Origin of the sequence: Celerinatantimonas sediminis (assembly GCF_046054195.1) — a bacterium.
GTDB lineage: Bacteria > Pseudomonadota > Gammaproteobacteria > Enterobacterales > Celerinatantimonadaceae > Celerinatantimonas.
The window spans coordinates 87,602-106,560 of the sequence record NZ_JBEQCS010000012.1 but is presented as its reverse complement, the minus strand read 5'-3'; the positions used below and the strand labels follow the sequence as shown (position 1 = coordinate 106,560).

The window sequence follows — 18,959 nt, the reverse complement described above, 5'->3', positions numbered from 1 at the left end:
TTAATTAACCGAGCCTTTTTGTGTTGCGACCCGGTACTGTATATTCGCTTGGCGCAGCGCATCGATAACTTTAATCAGATCGCCGGTAGTTGAGCGTTTATCAGCTTCAATAATCACCGCTAAACGAGGTTGGGCTGCTTTAAGCTGATTTAGCGATGATGATAATAACCGAATATCAATGCGCTGATGGTTGAGCCAAATCTGGCCTGATTCGCTAATGCCAATCAATTGCGCGGTTTGATTTTGTTTACTGCCGGTTGAGGCGACCGGGCGTTCCACTTTGACGCCTGATTCCTGCACGAATGAGGTCGAGACAATAAAGAAAATCAGCATGATGAAGACAATATCGAGCATCGGAGTTAAGTCGATTTGGGCTTCTTCGGTGCTATTTTGTGAAAATAAACGATTACGTCTCATAAATATTCATCCGCTCCAGTTTGCTGGCTTAGTGCCACGCGCTCACGTGCGCTCCAGCGTTGCAAATGGGTATAAAAAATCAAACCAAATACGGCAATAGCCATTCCTGCCATGGTTGGCAAAGTCGCTTTAGCTATACCTGATGCCATCAATTGCGGATTAGCGCCTTGATTTAATGCTAATCCGTCAAATACCTGAATCATGCCGGTCACTGTTCCCAGTAAACCAATCAAAGGGCATAGCGCGATTAAAATGCGAATCAATGGCAGATGCAGTTGCAGCTTCAGATCCAGCTGACAGTAATAACTTAGCCAAGCTGGATTATTTGAATGATGCTCAATATTTAACAGGGTTTGTTGTTTGAGCTTGGTAAATTCTCGCCAGCGGAACCAATAGCGCTCCAGCATTAGAATCAACAAGATACAACATAACCCAAGTAAAGCCTGCAGAACCCAGCCTCCGGCCTGCAGGAAGTTAATTAATAATGACAGATCAGGCAGCTTCATCGTTTGGCTCTTTGATTCTATCTGCAAGGAGCGCCAGGGTCTGTTGTTGTAAGATCTGGCGGATCCGTTGAGCACGAGTGCTGAGCAGATTATGCGCAAATAACAGTGGAATCGCAGCAATCAGGCCCAACACAGTGGTCATCAATGCTTGAGAGATACCGCTGGCCATCATTTTAGGATCGCCGGTGCCAAAGAGTGTAATGGCTTGGAAGGTACCAATCATCCCGGTGACCGTTCCTAATAACCCAAGTAATGGTGCAACTCCGGCAACTAGTTTCACCAGCGTTTGGCTTCTTTCAAGTTTTGGTAATTCTTGGCTAACTGCCTCATCGATATAAATTTCTAATGTTTCTAACTGATGCTCGCCTGCGGGAATTCTCGATAAAATTCGTCCCAACGGATTGTCTTCACGAGGCTCTTGCTTATTCTTAAGCTGACGATTTACTTTGGTTTCGGTACCAAACAATGTGGTGAGTCTAAACAGTGCCAAAATTAAGCTAACCAGGCCTAGTGCAATGATGACATAACCAATTGCGCCACCTTGAGCGATACGCTGCATCAGCGTTGGCAATTGCGATTGCAGTGCTAATAGTTGACCATGGGTCGGGTCGATAATCAGTTCACTACTGCCATGGGTGACAAAATCTTGAGCCGATTGTGGCTGCTTGGTCATTACCGTTACAGTACTGGACTTAGGATCCCACTGCAGATATTGGCCTTTGCTATCGAGTAGATCAAACTCACCGACGCGAGTCACTTTGTCCGTCACACTCTGGCCTTGGGTATCGATGATATTGCGTTTAAATTGGCTAATGTCACCAGATGCTTGAAGCTGAGTGAGAAGATTATCTGCCAGATGGGTTAAATCTTGGCTAGATGGGATCTGTTCTTTAGCTACCCAAGCGAAACTTTTAGCTCGGTTGCCTAGTTCAACACTGGTCATCGACTGGGCGAAACTTTGTTTGAATTTTTCCCCTTCACCTCGCAGTACATCAAACACTTTGCCAAGCTCGCCACTGCGTTGGCGAAGTTGTTCTGAGAGTGAGGTGAGCTGTTTTTCGTTATCACTAAATTGTGCTTTTAACTGCTGCTGATGCTTTTTGGCATCCGCTAAACGTTTACGGCTTTGCTCTAGCAACTGTTGTTGTTGTTTGAGATGGGTGATAAACGTGTGCTGGCGTTCTTGATTGAGCTTTTGATCATGAGCACTAATTGAATCGGCAGTTTTATCTATTGTTGCTGCATAGCTTATTGAACACACACACAGGGTTAGCAGTAGGGCTCCGATGTATTTCATTGTTTAGGCTCCCCAGGCATAGGCAGTTTTAATAACTGTGGAATGTGTTGTTTGTTTGCCATTGCGATGGCGATTGATAACTGTTTATTTTGGCTATCAGTCAAAGTTTGCCATTGCCCGCTAGCAGGTTGCCAAAGAGCGCCTTTCGTCGCGTTTAATGTTTGATAATACAAAGCTGTGCGACCTAAACGGAAGAAATCAACCTGAGTTGTTTTATCCCCTTGTTTGAGCTCACCCCGATAACTGCCGATAGATTTAGCGTAATCGATCTCGACCTGATAAGCGTCAAGAACTTGACGATACTTCTCAGCCAACGAAATATCGGCGCGATCGATGATTTTTTTCAATCGAGCTAATCGCTGTTGACGCTCTGTAACTAAAAATGGCTGGTCGTGGCTAACGAATGTCGATAATTGCTGATACATCGAGACCAGCATGGGCAGGGCGCTTTGTTCTGTCTCATTGAGCGAAGCAAGCTGTGAGTGAATGCGCTGTTTTTCTTGCTCTTGTGAATCAATCATTTTTTGCAGTTGGCGATTATAGGCTTCAACTAAATCTGCTTGACGTTGATTCTGCTGATAATGGTTAAGCGCTTCGCGGGTTTTTGTATCCAGATCGTTTAATTTTACCTGCGAGCTTGCATCTTGCTGGTGGGTTTTAGCAACCTTATCTTGCGCCGTCGTAAGAGAGTCCGCAAAAACTGGACTACTTAGCACTGTTGCAATGGTCACAAATGTCACACCGTAAAAATTTCGGGAGTGATTTATCTTCATGAGTTAAGCCTGTGGTTACTGCTATGTAGATGTGAGGTGCCTACAAAACACATATGAACTTGATAATAGTTCTCAATCTTAGCGATATACGATAAGAAATCAATCATAATGTAAATAATAATTGTTATCATTTTGTTATTGCTCGGAACACTAACTAAAAAGATAATCTTTTGATTTAAAAGTTAATAGTGTTTGTGGGTAAAAAATTTAGGCAGGGAGGCTTTAGAGCAGTGTTCAGGCGGCAACGATTTGCCGCCTGAACGGTTAATTGGTCTTAATCGGCAAAGGTCGTCCAGATTGGCGCATGGTCAGAGGGTTTCTCTATTGCACGAAGTTGATAATCTATATCGCTTTCAAGCGCGCGTTTTGCCATTGGCGAAGTCGCTAGAATCGCATCGATTCTAAGGCCTCGGTTATCATCGAATCCGCGAGAGCGATAATCAAACCAGCTGTAACGTTCGCTCTGGTCTGGATGCAGGGCTCGATAAGTATCAACAAGCCCGAATTGGAGTAATTTGGCGAGCCATTCGCGCTCTTCTGGTAAGAAGCTACATTTGCCTGTTTTTAGCCAGCGCTGAGCATTTTTCTCACCAATACCTATATCAAGATCAATTGGCGAGATATTAATGTCACCAACGATCAGAATGTTATCGTCCGCTGAGTGTGATTCATCAAGGTAACGGGTTAAATCTGCATAAAAACGGCGTTTGGCCGGAAATTTAGTTTCGTGCTCACGGTTTTCGCCTTGCGGAAAATAACCGTTAAAAATTTTCACGCTTTGCCCTTTGGCATCAGCCACGGTGGTGATAATCATTCGCCGCTGCGCGTCTTCTTCATCCCATGGCAGCCCTTTTTCAACGGCTAAGGCTGGCTGTTTCGTCATTGTCGCAACGCCGTGATGAGCTTTTTGACCATGAAAATAAACATGATATCCAAGAGCTTCAACCGCTTCGATGGGAAAAGCATCATCGTGAACTTTAATCTCTTGCAGCGCGATAACATCAGGTTGATGTTTTTCAATTAGTGCGCTTAGTTGGTGTAGACGGGCTCGCAGTCCATTGATATTAAAAGAAACTATTTTCATATTTAGATTCGCTGGCAAATTGATTACATGATAGTAACAAAATATCTAAAATGGCGGAATCGCTTTACCAGCGTTGGCGCTAACTTCGCACGATTATTTCAAATTCATCTTTGAGTGCTTTTAATCTATCTGAATGGCTGGGGCTTAATTGAATGCCTTCTAGCGATTGGAGCCCAATTTTACATTCTTCAAACTCTTGAATGCTTCTTTGATCAGACGTGGCCAGATATTTTAAAATAGATTGAATGCGGTTTAATATCACCCCGGTGTTGCCTGGTGCAAGTCGCAGAGCTTTGGCAAATAGCTGATAAGCCTGGCGATAATCGCCATGGTTGTGTGCCTCAATGCCGCGCTGGTTGAGCTCTTTAAAGGTGGCAATCTCGCTGGAAAATTCTTGTGACTGATAGACTTTATTAGCGACTTTATAGGCAAGGTGGTTAATATCGTTTTGCCGCGATTTGAGCTCTTCAATCATTGGCATCGCGTATTCATATTCACCTACGCTGTGCAGCGTTAAGAAGGTATCGGTTAACAGAACATTAGAAACTAATTTAGGTTTTTGAATGTAATTTTGGTTACTGGAAAACAAGACCCTTTTGGCCTGACGGATTTCGCCTTTTGTCGCAAGTACTCGGGCCTGACTTAAACCTTCAAACGCATTAAAATCAAAGGCTTTATCTTGTCCTTCTTCGTGGCGAGCTTTAAACAAAACGTTACCGACTTCCTGAAGTAGTCGATTTTTTCGATAAAGATCGTCTTCATGTTGGGCTTCGTCAATCAGGCTACGAATAAAGTTACATAGATGTTCAGGGCCGCGGTGCACCGAACAACGTGCTAATTTAAGAATCTGACCAAACGCTTCTTTTGCTAAGCGAAAATTACCACTTTCTAAGGCAAGCTCAGCCATGATTTGCTGACGGCTAATTGAAAGAGGGCAAAGTTCATTAGCTCGGCGAATTGTTTTTAAGGCTTTATTGACCTCACCATTATCCCAAAATGCTAAAGATAAGCTGTCATAGGCACTGAGTGTAAATGGATTATTGATGATGACTTCGGTTGAAAGCTCAATGGCTCGCTGATGATTGCCAAGCAAGTATTCAACCCGGGCTAATGTGGCCTTGGCGCGGGTTTGGGCCGCTTTGGATAATTGAGAGAGTAATAGTTTTCGAGCCTGCTGGTATTTTTTAAGGTGGATCATCGCTTCAATTGCAAGGCTCTGACAGATCCCCTTATAACGGCTATTTTGGGTAATGAATTGTTGACAACAATCGATCGCTCGTTGGTATTGTTGTTCTGCGAAAGCGATATGAATCGGTAATAGCGTGTCACGTTTTAAAGCTGCTCGTTTAATGCGTTGATTGAGCTGGTTTTGTGAAAAAGGTTTGGTGATAAAATCATCGGGTTCGACTTCTAACGCATTTAATACCAATGCCTTGTGATTTTCGCCAGTAATAATGAAGCACAATGTGGCAGGTAAAATAGAATTGGTGGCTCGCAGCTCTTCTAATAGCTGTGCTCCGTTTTGCCCAGAGCCTAAGTTGTAATCGACCAGTATTAAATCATAAGCGGTTTTTTTGCAGACACTTAAGGCTTGTTCTGCCGTATGGGCAAAATGAATCTGATTGGCGCCAAAATTTTGTAGCATCGATTTAAGCATGATCTGAAAAGCTCGCTGATCATCAACGATTAAGATTTTTCGATTGCTATAACTAAATTCGGCACTCATAAAATTACTTCAGACATATTATCAAATTCGATATTAACACATTTTTTTGAACTGGATAATCACAAAGCAGCCTTGTCTAATTGCTTAATTTCCAGATAGTAGTAAATATTTTGAGTCTATCCTAATTACAGATTCTCTTCGCTTGAATTTGGCATCTTGAAGCCGAGTTTTGCGCCTAAACTAATCTTTAGGCGGCCGTTTAACCGGCTTAAACCACATATCAACTCCGAGTCAAACAAAATGGAATAATAATTGCTTGTAAAAGCTCATCATGGCAAGGAGTCAAAGATGCGTTACTGGCTTATAACTGTATTTATCATTTTGCTATCAGGATGCGACATGGTCACTACTCATCGCATTGAGTATCCATATGTACCACCTAAAGTTAGCAAAGATAATCAACTTTACAGTGTAATTTTACGCTTAGCAGACAGGCTATTGGATCAAATGCCGAAAATTCGGGCTAACCAGACTTTAGCCATTAGCAGCATTGTGAACTTAGATCAGCTGGATAAAACCGATGGTTTTGGTCGGCAGTTGTCTGAATCAATGTATTCAGCATTTGATTCACGGGGTGTTCACCTGGTTGAACCTCGTTTAACGGGTCGTTTAACGATGGTACCCACCTCGGGCGAATTTGCGCTTAGTCGCGATGCAGCTGATTTGATTAAGAAAATGAATATTACTTATATGCTGGTGGGGAGTTATCAGCCAAGCCGTTCAGGGTTACATGTGAATGTTCGAGTGATTCGCTTATCTGATCGTGCTGTGGTGAGTGCCGCATATGAATTTTTTCCGGCTGATATAGCACCGCTCGTGCCTGCAGTTCGAGAAGTCAATGGAGGATTGGTTCGCGATGATATTCGCCAGCAATAAATGGTATCTATATTTGTTAGTCGTCTTTATGGTCTCGGGCTGTAGTTCGCTGAGCGATCTAAAATTACCGACTTTACATCGTCAAGATACAGTTACGAAAAAACCTCCGCAGTCTTTTGCTGTGATCCGTGCCGTTGGTTATGCGCCGATTCAAGAGCAAATGGGACCTTCGGAACAGGTCAAAGAATTACAGGCGATGCGAGCATCAAAACTGGATGCGTATCGAGAACTGTCTGAGCGCGTCTATGGGCAAAAAGTTGCCAGTAATGTCACGGTCAAAGACATGATCTTAGGCAATCAGTCGTTAGAAGCATCAGTTTATGGCGTCATCCGAGGGGCAAGGGTGCTCAAGTCTTATCGGGTCAAAAATACGTATGTTACCGAACTTGAACTCGACTTTCGTGAAGTCTATCGCGTTGCGATGTCGATGCAGCCGACTATCGATGCTGATACCAGTTATTTAGGCTCCGCTGAGCCCTAAAGCAAAAGTAAAGTTCATCGGTTGGCTGCCGATAAGCTAACTATAGAAAAGCATAAGATCAAACCCATTACCACTGAGGTTTGATGAAGTGGCCACAATGATGGCACAGATGAATAAGGAAGCCTGTAATGAAAGCGATTGTAGTCGGTGTTCTGATGTCGATGACTTTAACCGGTTGTGCCCAGTTGGGGTTTGGCCAGAGTGAACAACCTAGTGCTGAGCCAACTACGCCGCCATCGGCATATAGTTATACAGATGAGCAACAGCCTCCTAAAGAGGAGAAAAAAAGCTTTTGGGATCGCTTGTTTTCTTTTTCTTCATCTTCGGACAAAGCTGCTCAAAAGCCAAAGCCTAAAAAATCGGTTGTGGAAACCCCGGTTAACGATAATCCGCGAAATCTGACCCTTGAAGATTATGTCGCCGATATGGCTAACCAGATGATGCGCAGTGCCAAATATGTCAATCCTCATACGCCGATTGGTGTCGCCTCTTTTGTTTCATTAGAGGATTTGCGCAAAACCAGTCCATTCGGCATGCAATTGTCAGAAAGTTTTGTTTTTGAAATGCAGCAGCATGGTTTAGCGCTGATTGACTATAAAGCGACAGGGTTTATTCGTATCACGCCCAATGGCGATTTTGTCTATAGCCGCAATACCACTGAGCTGCCGAAAGTTCAGCCAATTGAGTATCTGTTAATTGGCACTTATAACCGCACGATGCGCGGCTATATTGTGAATGCTCGTTTAGTAGGGGCTCGCTCGAAAGTGGTGGTGGCATCAGCTCAGCAGTTAATACCACTGAGCGTTTATAATAGCGCCATGGATATTGACCCGAGCCGCAATAAACCCATCATGAAAGATGGGGTGGTTCTGATTCAATCGCCTAATGGTAAATAAATTCAAACTTCCTTGTTGATTCAAAGGGCCGGTTTTCCGGCTCTTTTCTTATCTAGCGTTTATTGTCGATACATTCAGCCTTTGTTTTAATCATTGCTACAAAGTTATCGCATCACTTTTGTTATCTGATGTGCTCCTTAAGATTTGTTTAAACCTCTTGTTATTTACGTGGATAGCGAACGAAAAAGGGCGTGAGGGATCTCTCTAGGGGCTGTTTCATTTAGCAAATTAAAAAGCTCTGCTTTGTGGTGTTATGCTTAATAAAAACTATAAACGAAACCGCTCACATTGAGGCATCACTTAATCTGTACCAATTAATAGCAGCTATTAGCAGCGACTTTAGGGGCTAAACTGCCCAAGCTACAGTTGCCAAAAATACATTTATATATTTAGAGTTAAGTCGCCGTCACGCAGCTAAAACTAAAGAGGTTATGTAATTAGCCTTGAGATAGCGCTATCGTCGCTGATAACAATAATGAGTAGATAGATAAGATAATTGATAATCGCAGAGTAGGGATTAGGCTTTGAAGCTTTTGCCGTGGCGGCTTGCTGTGTGTTGGCGACCCGCTTTATCGTAAGTCATCGAGCTTTGCTGCATCAGTTGATTCATCTGATGGGCAAGCCGTTCAACTTCTTCACTACTGGCTTTTATAATTCGACCGTTGATGGTATTTGCCTGTTGGCAGATAGACAACATTTTTGTGATCTGCTTATGCTTGGCAATAAAATGAGGTTCTTTGGTTAAAAGCTGCCGTTTTGGATGAGCTTCAATGAGTTGATCGTTTTCATTAAGTTGTTCAAGTAGCGTATTTTTTTGCTGAGCGATAGCATTGATCCCATCAATATCGCGCTCAGCCAAAATCTGCTGCTCTTCCTGCAGTGTTTTGAAAAGCATCTCAAGAAGCTGTTGTTGCTGAGTTAAAAGAGATTCTAACATTGCTACTATAGCCTAACGATTAACGATAAAGTGTGTTCATTTGGTCTTCCATTGAACCCATTTTTCTCGCTACTCGTGGAGCATCAACTTGATAGCTGCCATCGGCAATAGCTTGCTTGAGCGCTGCAATTTTTTTGCTGCGAGCTGCATCGCCGGCTGCATCACTTTGTCTTAGGCCGTTTTCGATCTGGTTTAATTGACGAGCTTTATCGGTCAACACGACAGAATCCTGAGGGGCAGTAGCTTTTGTTTGACGCGAATCGCTATCATTATTCTGCACCTGACGGTTATCAGAATTACGATTATTCTCAACAGAATTGCTGCGACTACCGCTTATGTTATTGATATTCATAGCCATATAAGGCATCCCATGATTGTTCGTTTAACTTAATGCATTAAAGTTATAGATTCTATCGGCCTAGTGGTAGAAAACTTTAATACGATTTACATGCGAACTGTCACTTTTCCAACAGACTTAATAATAGCACTGATCATTCTTTGCGATTGGTTATTACGTACTCTAATCGTATCACCTACCAATCCATCCGCCAATGCTGTTCCTGATGTACTAATATACAATCCGCGACCTTGGGCGACAATTTTTACTGAATCGCCTCGACATACTATGCAAATATCATACCGAGTCAATGGTTGATCGCGATTGACTCGACGTTTTAATTTTGCTCCCAGTAACTCGTTGATTTGGCTATAATGTGTACCGAAGATGCGGTTCTGGCTCAAATAGCTTATTTTTAAATCAGATTGTTCAATTGTATCGCCTGCATCTGCTGTCGTTTTCATTGTAACAATCGGAATTAATGTCGTGACTTTGACAGGGATATAAAGTCGAAAATTACGGTCTTCATCACAGGTAACGCGAACCGTGTTGTTCTTGCTTATCTGTGGATCAGTTAAAAAGTAGTGAAACGTCTTACAGCTTTTAAAATTGGTTCGCGGGTCAATGTTAGCCGCTTCCACTTTGACTCGCTGGTCTGCTTTGAGCACTACTTTATTTTTGACATAGGCAGCTGCCTGCGCCTGCAATTTACTAGCGGTGTTTGGTGTTGCGAATGTGTTATAACTGATAAATAACAACGCAATTGAGCATAAAATCTGTTTAATCATTTTAATTTACAGTCGATATATAAATATAACGGAGAATGTTTAAGCTTTTTACTATGCTTTAGTAGACATCAACTTTTAAGCAGCGGCATAACCGTCAATTTTATGACAATTTAGCGTTAACTTTGACTTTGTCACAATCTACACGCAAAAGTTGTGCCTTTTGCTCAAGGAGAGATATTCAGCATGGCGGGAATTCTAGATTCAGTAAACCAACGTACGCAATTAGTTGGTCAGAACCGATTAGAGTTGTTAATGTTTCGCCTAGTGGGAAAACAGCGATACGGAATTAACGTATTCAAGGTTAAAGAGGTGCTGCAATGTCCTCCATTAACAGCTTTACCTAAACTTAACTCAGTGGTTCGCGGGGTCGCTCACATTCGCGGCCAAACCATTTCAATTATTGATTTGAGTCGTGCAACCAAAGGGCCAGCCATTACCGACTTAAGCAAAGCGTTTGTCATCATCGCTGAGTATAACCGCTCAGTGCAGGGCTTTTTAGTTGGTTCTGTTGAACGAATTATCAATATGAACTGGGAAAATATCATGCCGCCGCCAAAAGGTGTTGGGAAATTTAACTACCTGACCGCGGTGACTGAAGTTGAAAATGAACTGGTTTCTATTCTCGATGTAGAAAAGATTCTGGATGAAATTTCTCCGTTTCCAACAGATGTTAGTTCGACAATTGTTGAACAAGCTTCTGAGTCTATCCATGACAAGAAAATTTTGGTGGCTGATGACTCATCTGTTGCCCGAAATCAGGTTAAGCGTGCTGTATCCTCTTTAGGGATCGAAGTTGATCTTTGTAAAGATGGTAAAGAAGCGCTCGATCTATTAAAAGCAAAAGCAAAAGAAGGTCCGATCAAAGATCTTTATTCACTGGTGATTTCAGATATCGAAATGCCTGAAATGGACGGATACACGCTAACGGCTGCAATTCGCTCTGATCCCGCATTGCGAGAGCTTAAAGTAATTTTGCATACCTCTTTAAGTGGTGTTTTCAACCAGGCAATGGTGGATAAAGTTGGCGCGAATGCGTTTATTGCAAAATTCAATCCGGATGAGTTGGCTTCTGCGGTGCGTGATTCAATCGAAAATTAACAATGCAGGTATTTAAAGCGTGAAAGAGCTTTCAGACGAGCTATATTCCCAATTCAGCAGCTTTTTGGAGCAGCAGTGTGGCATCGTTCTTGGAAATAACAAACAGTATTTAGTGAAAAGTCGCCTATCTCCTCTAGTGCAAAAATTTGGCTCGGGGAGTTTAGGTGAGCTAATTACTCAGGCGATGAGTCTGCGTGAGCGTAATATTCGCGCTGAAGTGGTTGATGCGATGACCACCAATGAAACGTTGTGGTTTCGTGATAGTTACCCGTTTCAATTGCTCGGTGATCGGTTGCTGCCAGAGCTAGCTCAAAGCAAACGTGGGGTAAAAATATGGTCTGCGGCCTGTTCTTCTGGTCAGGAGCCTTATTCGATAGCCATGATCATCCAGGAATTTTTACGTCGTCGTCCTGGTGCGATGAGTAGTATCCAAATTGTTGGCACTGATATTTCACCATCAATGCTCGAGCATTGTAAAAAAGGTGAATATGATGCACTTGCTTTAGCTCGCGGATTGTCACCTGAGCGCAAACGGCAATTTTTTGAAGATGTTGGCCATGGTCACTTCCGGGTGAATGAAGCGGTGCGAAAATTTGTGAGTTTTCGCCCGCTCAATTTGCTCGATAGTTATTCTCTGTTGGGTAAATTTGACATTATTTTCTGTCGAAATGTGTTGATTTACTTTTCTGCCGATCTTAAATCGAAAATTCTCAACCAGTTTGCTGGTGCTCTTAATCCGGGTGGTTATCTGATTCTTGGCGCATCTGAATCTTTGACAGGATTAACGGACCGATTTGAAATGATCCGTTGTAATCCGGGGATCATTTATCGATTGAAGTGATTTTTTTGTATAAAAATAAACCATTCTAAAGCGGCAAAGCGGTAAGTTTTGCCGCTTTATTTTTTCTTTTTTGCCGCCTTTTTCGCTATTTTCCCCATCGTCAAAATTTTGTAATGGCATATTAGTTGCAGTTTCCTGCTGTCATCTCTGGAGGAAACTTATGAGTATTACTTTTGATAAAGCTTTTGGCATTCACCAGTACACACTAGGTGTTCGCGAGCGTCGAGCTGAGTTACTAGCCAGTAATATTGCTAACGCAGACACCCCGAATTACAAGGCTCGGGACATCGATTTTAAAAAAGCATTAGCCGATGCGACAAGTGGGCACGATTTTCGCTTATTAAGAACAAACGAAAGGCATATTGCCGGTTCGGCGGACTTTGACCCGAGTATTGGATACCGGGTTCCAGACCAGCCAGATACTGGCGATGGCAATACGGTTGATATGCAGACTGAAAAGACACTGTATATGGAAAACGGAATGCGTTACGAGGCCAGTTTGAATTTCTTAAACAGCAAAATCACCGGCCTTAAAAAAGCAATTACAGGATAATCATTATGGGTTTATTTAATGTATTTGACGTATCCGGTTCCGGTTTAAAAGCACAGTCAGTCCGTCTGAATACGACCGCAAGTAACCTGGCAAACGCCGATAGTGTTTCTTCGAATTTTGAAGATACTTATCGGGCTCGGAAACCGGTTTTCGCTGCAGCGCTAGATCAAGCAATGGGCGGGGGACCTTCCGATGCGGTTAAGGTAGAAGTGAAAGGGGTTGTTGAAAGTGATGCGCCACTGCGGCGTGAATACAACCCGAACCATCCTTTGGCAGATAAAGATGGCTATATTTACAAGCCAAATGTCAATGTGATGGAAGAGATGGCTGACATGATCAGTGCCTCGCGCTCCTATCAGACCAATGTTCAGGTTGCGGATGCCGCCAAACAGATGCTGAATTCGACGTTAAATTTAGGTAAAGGCTAGTCGGAGATTGGGTAAATGGCACAGATTAAAGGATTAGATAGCAATATCTATTGGCCGGATAAGACGAAGCAGCAACAGCCGCTCAAGCAAGATGCCAAGGTTAATAGACCTGAGAATGGGCCCGTTGCAGCGCCATCTGACAATAAAAAGCTTGATCAGAAAGATTTCTTTTCGCTGTTGACTCAACAGTTGGCTTATCAGGATCCGTCTAAGCCTGTGGATAATGCCCATATGATTTCACAGATGTCATCGTTTCAGACATCAGATGGAATAGCTAAGCTGACGGAAGAGTTTAAAGGTCTGAATAACTTAATGACCTCATCGAAAGCTCTGCAAGCATCAACTTTGGTGGGACGTTCAGTACTGGTACCACTTGATCATGGCATGAATGAAGGCAAAGGGTTTTCAGGCGTTGCTGTGGCAGGCAAAGGTGCAACGGATGTGAGTGTCACCATTAAAGATGCCGCGGGGGAAGTCATTAAAACGATCAACCTAGGCGATGGTCATGGCAACATGAAATTTAGCTGGGATGGCAAAGATAAGACAGGTAAAGCCGCTCCAGAAGGTAAATATGAAATCGAAGTGACTGGTAAACAAGGCGCGAAGAATGTTCAGTTAGCTGCGGCAACGTTTGGTCACGTAAGCAGTGTCAGTCTTTCCCATAAAGGGGCTGAAGGTATCAAGTTAAATCTGGCTGGTTTAGGCGGATTTAATATGAAGGACGTGCTTGAAGTTGGTGAAAGCTAGTACGTTGAAAGTAATATAGGAGATTGAGAGATGGCATTTGGTATCGCCTTAAGCGGCATTAACGCTTCACAAAAGGATTTGGATACAACATCCAACAACATTGCGAACGTTGATACAACGGGCTTTAAAGAGTCTCGAGCAGAGTTTGCGGATGTGTATGCCAATTCATTGTTCTCAAATGCTAAAACAGCAAACGGGAACGGTGCAAAAACGACTCAGGTTGCCCAGCAGTTTCATCAGGGCTCGCTGAAATTTACCCAAAACTCGCTCGATTTGGCGATTACCGGGGAAGGTTTCTTCGTGACTTCTGAGAAAAAAGACGGGCTAACTCACCAATATACACGAGCTGGTGCGTTTAAATTGGATCCGAATAACTATATTGTGACCTCAGAAGGGAACTATCTGCAAGGTTACAAAGTTAACTCAGATGGTACTCCATCAGCGGTGAGTATGGCTGCAACTAAACCAATTCAGCTCAATAGCGAAGTTGGCTCGCCAACGATGACATCAGAAGTTGATATGTCGTTTAACTTGCCAAACAGCGCCGCAAGTAAAGATCCGACACTATTTAATCCTGATGATAGCTCAACCTATAATTCATCGACCTCAGCAACAATTTATGACTCCCTTGGCGGATCGCATGTTGCTCAGTCTTATTTTGTCAAAGTAGGTGGTCAATCAAATACTTGGCAGCAACGAATTTTTGTTGATGGCAAAGAACTCGGCCAGCCACATACGTTGCGCTTTGATAACACCGGTTCATTGGTTGAACCATCACCAGCTGAGATTGATACGCCACCATTGAGTGCTCTCGGTGGTGTTTGGGATGCAACGAATGGTTCGGTCGACTCAACCCAGACATTGAAATTTAAAATCGGTGGTTCGACTCAGTTCTCTTCTGCCTTTGAAGTGAATAACTTAAAACAGGATGGCTCTACTGTTGGTAAATTAACTGGTATTGATATCGGTGCTGACGGTTTGGTTAAAGCCTCTTATAGTAACGGGGTAACTCGTTTCGTATCTAAAGTTGCTTTGGCTAAGTTTAATAACTCACAAGGGCTGAGCCAGAAAGGGGATACTTCATGGCAGCAGACTCAATCGTCAGGGGAAGCTATCGCAGGGGAACCGGATCGCGGAACATTCGGCAAAATTAATTCCTCGGCACTTGAACAGTCAAACGTCAACCTGACCAATCAGCTCGTTAATCTGATTTCAGCACAGCGTAACTTCCAAGCTAACTCACGTGCGCTTGAAGTCGATAGTTCACTGCAACAAACCATTATTCAAATCCGCTAATTTTACTTGTGGTAATGCCCGCTTCGGCGGGCTTTTTTGTTATATCTGCACACCGATTTATCCCTTCATTTTCTTTACAAAGTTTGGCACCGCTTTTGCAGTATATCCGTTAGTCATCCATTTGACGCAGGATTACAGTAGTGGATAAGTACCTCTATATATCAATGACTGGCGCATCCCAAGGGCTGAATGCTTTGGCCGTGCACGGTAACAACTTGGCTAATGCCAACACCACGGGGTTCAAAAGCGATTTTGAGCAGGCTCGTGCGATGCAGGCTTATGGCGAAGGTTTGCCTAGCCGAGTATTTGCTATGCGTGAAAATCCGGGTCAGAACTTTACCCCGGGGGCACTCAAAACCACCGGGCGAGACCTTGATGTTGCGGTAGCCGGGCAGGGATGGATCTCAATTCGAGATGCCAATGGCCAGGAAGCATTGACTCGTGATGGAAATTTGACGGTTTCTGCTGCTGGCGTGTTGCAAACTGCCACAGGGCATCCGGTGATAGGTAATAATAATCAACCCATTATTATTCCGTTACCCGTTGAGAAAATTAACATTAATAAAGATGGAACGATTGAGGTACGTCCTCAAGGTGCTCCGCCTGATGGAATGGAAGAAGTGAACCGAATCAAACTTGCCAATCCATCGATTAAAGAATTGCGTAAAGGCACTGATGGTCTGTTCCGTCTGGCCAATAATCAGCCAATTACAGCCGATGCCAATGTTGAAGTTATCAAAGGGGCTTTGGAGGCGAGTAATGTCAATCCTATCGCGGAAATGACACAGCTGATTAATTTACAGCATAACTATGATATGCAGGTCAAGATGATGCGAACAGCTGAAGATGATGATCGCTCTGTGACTCGCCTACTTAATTTACGTGGTTAATACTGGAGGTTATTTTCTATGAACCCAGCATTATGGATTAGTAAAACAGGGCTCGATGCTCAGCAGACTAACGTGTCAGTTATCTCGAACAACTTGGCCAACGCCAGTACGGTTGGTTATAAAAAAGGTCGAGGTGTCTTTGAGGATTTGCTCTATCAAACCGTCAATCAGCCAGGGGGACGTTCGTCACAAAACACCCTAACACCAACTGGTTTGATGCTTGGTGCCGGTTCCAAAGTGGTTGCGACCCAAAAAGATTTTTCTCAAGGGAACGTGAAAACCACAAATAACTCGTTCGATATGATGATCAACGGTAAAGGCTTTTTTGAAGTTCAGATGCCTGATGGAACAATGGCCTATACCCGAAATGGTCAGTTTTCACTGAACCAAGACGGCACGCTGGTAACTCCAGGTTCTGGTTATCCGATCCAGCCTGAAATTCAAATTCCAGCAAATGCTCAGAGCATGACTGTTTCGGAAGATGGCCAAGTCAGTGTGGTTCTTCCCGGTCAGCAGCAACCACAGGTTGTGGGGCAGATTGCTGTCGCCGATTTTGTAAACCCTTCAGGTTTAGAACCTAAAGGGCAAAACTTGTACGTAGCGACAGCCTCTAGTGGTGATGCCCAAGAAGGCGTTGCAACTGAAAATGGCCTAGGCTCTATTCAACAAGGTGCCCTTGAGACATCAAACGTGAATGTAACGGCTGAGCTGGTTGATTTGATTGAAGCGCAGCGTGTTTATGAGATGAACTCGAAAGTCATTTCAAGTGTTGATCAGATGCTTAACTACGCAACGCAGCAGCTTTAGTCGTTGATGGATAAAGGAATCGTGGCCATGCAAAACAGATGCAAATGGTTTGTCACATTATTGGCTCTAGTGACCAGCTTGATAGCCATTGAGGCTCAAGCAACGCGCATTAAAGATGTTGCTGATGTCGCTGGTGTTCGTAATAACCAATTGTTGGGTTATGGTTTGGTGGTCGGTTTGCCTGGGACTGGCGAATCAGGCAATGCCTTTGCGGATCAATCATTTGAAACGATGCTGCGTAATTTTGGGATTAAAGTTCCGCCCAATACCAGTTTGAAAATTAAAAATACCGCAGCTGTTGCTGTGCAGGCGACATTGCCACCTTTTTCAAAGCCAGGGCAAAGTATTGATGTGACTGTTTCTGCCATTGGTCAGGCTAAAAGCTTGCGTGGTGGTAGTTTATTACAGACCTTCCTTAAAGGGGCAAACGGACAGGTGTACGCGTTGGCTCAAGGAAGCCTGATTGTGGGTGGGTTTGGCGCTGAAGGGGCTGATGGTTCTAAAATTATCGCCAATACTCCGACCGTGGGGCGTATCCCTAATGGCGCCATTGTTGAGCAGTCCATTAAATCGCCTTTTGATCAGGGGGATTTTATCACCTTTAATTTAAAGCAGCCTGATTTCACCTCGGCTAAGCGATTAGCGGATGCGATTAATAAAATGGTTGGGCCGCGCACAGCCGAACCAATTGATGCCACATCAGTTAAAGTTTATGCACCGCGCGATCCGTCTCAACGAGTGAATTATCTCTCTACATTGGAAAATATTGAGTTTCAGCCAGCTCAAGAATCAGCCAAGATCATTGTTAACTCAAGAACTGGCACCATTGTGATTGGTAAAGATGTCAAATTGTTGCCAGCAGCGATTACCTCGGGTGGGCTCACAGTCAAAATATCTGAAAATCCAACTACTTCTCAGCCTAATGCGCTTGCTGGTGGAAATACAGTTACTACCCAAAATTCGAATATTCAGGTCGATAAAGGCGATGGACGGATGTTCAAGTTTCAGTCTGGTGCGTCATTGGATGATTTAGTTCAGGCCGTTAACCGGGTAGGGGTGGCTCCTGGTGATTTGGTTTCAATTCTTGAAGCGCTCAAACAGGCTGGTGCCATTCAGGGCGATTTAATTGTCATATAAGGATTTGTTGGTATGGACTTGAAAAACCCAATGTTGATGCAAAATGCGATGGCGCAGCAGCAAAGCTATACCAACTTAAATCAGCTGGATGAGCTGCGCCGTGAAGCAAAAAAAGATCCACATAAAGCTTTAGAAGCTGTCGCTCATCAGTTCGAAGCATTGTTTATGCAGAAACTGCTCGAAGAGATGCGCAAGTCCAACAGCCAATTTTCAAGTGAAGATTCGATCAATAACAATCGTTATGTGAAGAACTATCAGCAGATGTATGACAAACAGTTGTCTTTAGATCTCTCTAAAAATGGCTCGCTTGGATTGGCAGATCTGATTGTTCAGCAGCTTGATCCAGATAGCGCCAATGTCATTCCGGCTAGCCAATTGCGCCCAGGAAGTTCTCGCATGTCATCGATTGCAATGGGGCATAGTCATTCTTTAGATCAAATGGCAGCAAAACCACAAACTGGCAAGAAAGTTGCTCATGATCCATTAATGCAGTTTCAGCCACGACGAGTTTATACGCAGAGTCAGGTTGCGTCCGTGCCAGCGCCAAAAACAGCGGCAATCAAACGGCAGCAATTTGCCTCTGAAGATGATTTTGTTAAGACGCTGTTGCCCATTGCTCAAAAATTTGCCGCACCCGCGGGAATTTCACCGCTGGCAGTTGTCGCGCAAGCGGCCTTAGAAACAGGTTGGGGCAAACGGGTGATGGCCCATGGCGATGGCAATAGTAGCCATAACTTATTCGGGATTAAAGCCACAAAGGGTTGGCAAGGGCCGAAATTGAGAGTGCAAACACTGGAATATGAACAAGGGGTTGCAAAACCTAAGCAGGAAAATTTCCGAGCTTATTCATCATATGCTGACAGTGTGAAAGATTACGTGGCGTTGATGCAAAAACCGCGTTATCAGCAGGCTTTAGAAAATGGCCAAGATCCTGCTCAGTTTGCACAACAATTGCAACGTTCGGGTTATGCCACAGACCCTAAATATGCGGCCAAGATGCAGAAGATACTTGATAGCGAGGTGTTATCAAAGTATCAGAATTGA

22 protein-coding genes are annotated in these 18,959 nt (G+C 43.6%); 13 read left to right on the top strand and 9 right to left on the bottom strand.

Translation table 11 applies throughout. The features are described from left to right. The 6 genes from ABTQ23_RS14185 to ABTQ23_RS14160 all read right to left on the bottom strand — a co-directional run bounded on the left by ABTQ23_RS14185 (position 1) and on the right by ABTQ23_RS14160 (position 5,803). The gene (locus tag ABTQ23_RS14185) at positions 1 to 417 is read right to left on the bottom strand and encodes an ExbD/TolR family protein (protein WP_408616393.1); all 417 of its coding nucleotides are present in this window, start codon (positions 415 to 417) and stop codon (positions 1 to 3) included. Next, a complete protein-coding gene (locus ABTQ23_RS14180) occupies positions 414 to 923 on the bottom strand; it encodes a MotA/TolQ/ExbB proton channel family protein (protein WP_408616392.1) in 510 nt (169 codons plus the stop codon). Before ABTQ23_RS14180 ends, ABTQ23_RS14185 begins: the two co-directional genes overlap by 4 nt. Next, complete coding sequence (locus ABTQ23_RS14175; protein ID WP_408616391.1) at positions 910 to 2,220, bottom strand: MotA/TolQ/ExbB proton channel family protein; 1,311 nt, start codon at positions 2,218 to 2,220, stop codon at positions 910 to 912. The genes ABTQ23_RS14180 and ABTQ23_RS14175 overlap by 14 nt, the downstream gene beginning before the upstream one ends. Then, positions 2,217 to 2,993 carry a DUF3450 domain-containing protein gene (locus tag ABTQ23_RS14170; RefSeq protein ID WP_408616390.1) on the bottom strand — a complete coding sequence of 259 codons (777 nt, stop codon included), beginning with the start codon at positions 2,991 to 2,993 and terminating at the stop codon, positions 2,217 to 2,219. Before ABTQ23_RS14170 ends, ABTQ23_RS14175 begins: the two co-directional genes overlap by 4 nt. Before the next feature lie 274 nt (positions 2,994 to 3,267). After that, positions 3,268 to 4,077, bottom strand: coding sequence for an exodeoxyribonuclease III (gene xthA, locus ABTQ23_RS14165; protein ID WP_408616389.1), 810 nt, complete (start codon positions 4,075 to 4,077; stop codon positions 3,268 to 3,270). Positions 4,078 to 4,156: 79 nt separating this feature from the next. Then, on the bottom strand, positions 4,157 to 5,803 hold the full coding sequence (locus tag ABTQ23_RS14160) for a response regulator (protein ID WP_408616388.1): 1,647 nt from the start codon (positions 5,801 to 5,803) through the stop codon (positions 4,157 to 4,159). 288 nt (positions 5,804 to 6,091) lie between these two features. Here ABTQ23_RS14160 and ABTQ23_RS14155 point away from each other — a divergent pair, with 288 nt between their 5' ends. The 3 genes from ABTQ23_RS14155 (at position 6,092) to ABTQ23_RS14145 (ending at position 8,056) form a co-directional block, all read left to right on the top strand. Continuing rightward, positions 6,092 to 6,679 carry a FlgO family outer membrane protein gene (locus ABTQ23_RS14155; protein ID WP_408616387.1) on the top strand — a complete coding sequence of 196 codons (588 nt, stop codon included), beginning with the start codon at positions 6,092 to 6,094 and terminating at the stop codon, positions 6,677 to 6,679. Then, on the top strand, positions 6,660 to 7,160 hold the full coding sequence (locus tag ABTQ23_RS14150) for an LPP20 family lipoprotein (RefSeq protein WP_408616386.1): 501 nt from the start codon (positions 6,660 to 6,662) through the stop codon (positions 7,158 to 7,160). The genes ABTQ23_RS14155 and ABTQ23_RS14150 overlap by 20 nt, the downstream gene beginning before the upstream one ends. A gap of 128 nt (positions 7,161 to 7,288) precedes the next feature. Continuing rightward, the gene (locus tag ABTQ23_RS14145; protein WP_408616385.1) at positions 7,289 to 8,056 is read left to right on the top strand and encodes a FlgO family outer membrane protein; all 768 of its coding nucleotides are present in this window, start codon (positions 7,289 to 7,291) and stop codon (positions 8,054 to 8,056) included. 517 nt (positions 8,057 to 8,573) lie between these two features. Here the strand turns inward: ABTQ23_RS14145 and ABTQ23_RS14140 are convergent. The 3 genes from ABTQ23_RS14140 to flgA form a co-directional block, all read right to left on the bottom strand. After that, positions 8,574 to 8,993, bottom strand: coding sequence for a flagella synthesis protein FlgN (locus ABTQ23_RS14140; RefSeq protein ID WP_408616384.1), 420 nt, complete (start codon positions 8,991 to 8,993; stop codon positions 8,574 to 8,576). Positions 8,994 to 9,012: 19 nt separating this feature from the next. After that, positions 9,013 to 9,351 carry a flagellar biosynthesis anti-sigma factor FlgM gene (flgM, locus tag ABTQ23_RS14135; protein ID WP_408616383.1) on the bottom strand — a complete coding sequence of 113 codons (339 nt, stop codon included), beginning with the start codon at positions 9,349 to 9,351 and terminating at the stop codon, positions 9,013 to 9,015. A gap of 86 nt (positions 9,352 to 9,437) precedes the next feature. Continuing rightward, positions 9,438 to 10,118 (bottom strand): flagellar basal body P-ring formation chaperone FlgA, encoded by a 681-nt coding sequence (gene flgA, locus ABTQ23_RS14130; RefSeq protein ID WP_408616382.1) that lies wholly within the window; start codon positions 10,116 to 10,118, stop codon positions 9,438 to 9,440. A gap of 183 nt (positions 10,119 to 10,301) precedes the next feature. Here flgA and ABTQ23_RS14125 point away from each other — a divergent pair, with 183 nt between their 5' ends. The 10 genes from ABTQ23_RS14125 to flgJ all read left to right on the top strand — a co-directional run bounded on the left by ABTQ23_RS14125 (position 10,302) and on the right by flgJ (position 18,959). Next, positions 10,302 to 11,216, top strand: a complete 915-nt coding sequence (locus ABTQ23_RS14125; protein ID WP_408616381.1) for a chemotaxis protein — start codon at positions 10,302 to 10,304, stop codon at positions 11,214 to 11,216. A 19-nt stretch (positions 11,217 to 11,235) separates the two neighbouring features. Further along, a complete protein-coding gene (locus ABTQ23_RS14120) occupies positions 11,236 to 12,057 on the top strand; it encodes a CheR family methyltransferase (protein WP_408616380.1) in 822 nt (273 codons plus the stop codon). A 160-nt stretch (positions 12,058 to 12,217) separates the two neighbouring features. Continuing rightward, positions 12,218 to 12,610 carry a flagellar basal body rod protein FlgB gene (flgB, locus tag ABTQ23_RS14115; RefSeq protein ID WP_408616379.1) on the top strand — a complete coding sequence of 131 codons (393 nt, stop codon included), beginning with the start codon at positions 12,218 to 12,220 and terminating at the stop codon, positions 12,608 to 12,610. 5 nt (positions 12,611 to 12,615) lie between these two features. Next, positions 12,616 to 13,038, top strand: a complete 423-nt coding sequence (gene flgC, locus ABTQ23_RS14110; protein WP_408616378.1) for a flagellar basal body rod protein FlgC — start codon at positions 12,616 to 12,618, stop codon at positions 13,036 to 13,038. 15 nt (positions 13,039 to 13,053) lie between these two features. Next, positions 13,054 to 13,785 carry a flagellar hook assembly protein FlgD gene (locus ABTQ23_RS14105; RefSeq protein WP_408616377.1) on the top strand — a complete coding sequence of 244 codons (732 nt, stop codon included), beginning with the start codon at positions 13,054 to 13,056 and terminating at the stop codon, positions 13,783 to 13,785. 30 nt (positions 13,786 to 13,815) lie between these two features. Continuing rightward, positions 13,816 to 15,081: a flagellar hook protein FlgE gene (gene flgE / locus ABTQ23_RS14100; RefSeq protein ID WP_408616376.1), complete on the top strand. Its 1,266-nt coding sequence runs from the start codon at positions 13,816 to 13,818 to the stop codon at positions 15,079 to 15,081. 140 nt (positions 15,082 to 15,221) lie between these two features. Further along, positions 15,222 to 15,971: a flagellar basal-body rod protein FlgF gene (flgF, locus tag ABTQ23_RS14095; RefSeq protein WP_408616375.1), complete on the top strand. Its 750-nt coding sequence runs from the start codon at positions 15,222 to 15,224 to the stop codon at positions 15,969 to 15,971. Positions 15,972 to 15,989: 18 nt separating this feature from the next. Continuing rightward, positions 15,990 to 16,778, top strand: coding sequence for a flagellar basal-body rod protein FlgG (gene flgG, locus ABTQ23_RS14090; protein ID WP_408616374.1), 789 nt, complete (start codon positions 15,990 to 15,992; stop codon positions 16,776 to 16,778). Between the two features lie 27 nt (positions 16,779 to 16,805). Beyond that, positions 16,806 to 17,915, top strand: a complete 1,110-nt coding sequence (locus ABTQ23_RS14085) for a flagellar basal body P-ring protein FlgI (protein ID WP_408616373.1) — start codon at positions 16,806 to 16,808, stop codon at positions 17,913 to 17,915. Between the two features lie 12 nt (positions 17,916 to 17,927). Then, positions 17,928 to 18,959, top strand: coding sequence for a flagellar assembly peptidoglycan hydrolase FlgJ (gene flgJ, locus ABTQ23_RS14080; RefSeq protein WP_408616372.1), 1,032 nt, complete (start codon positions 17,928 to 17,930; stop codon positions 18,957 to 18,959).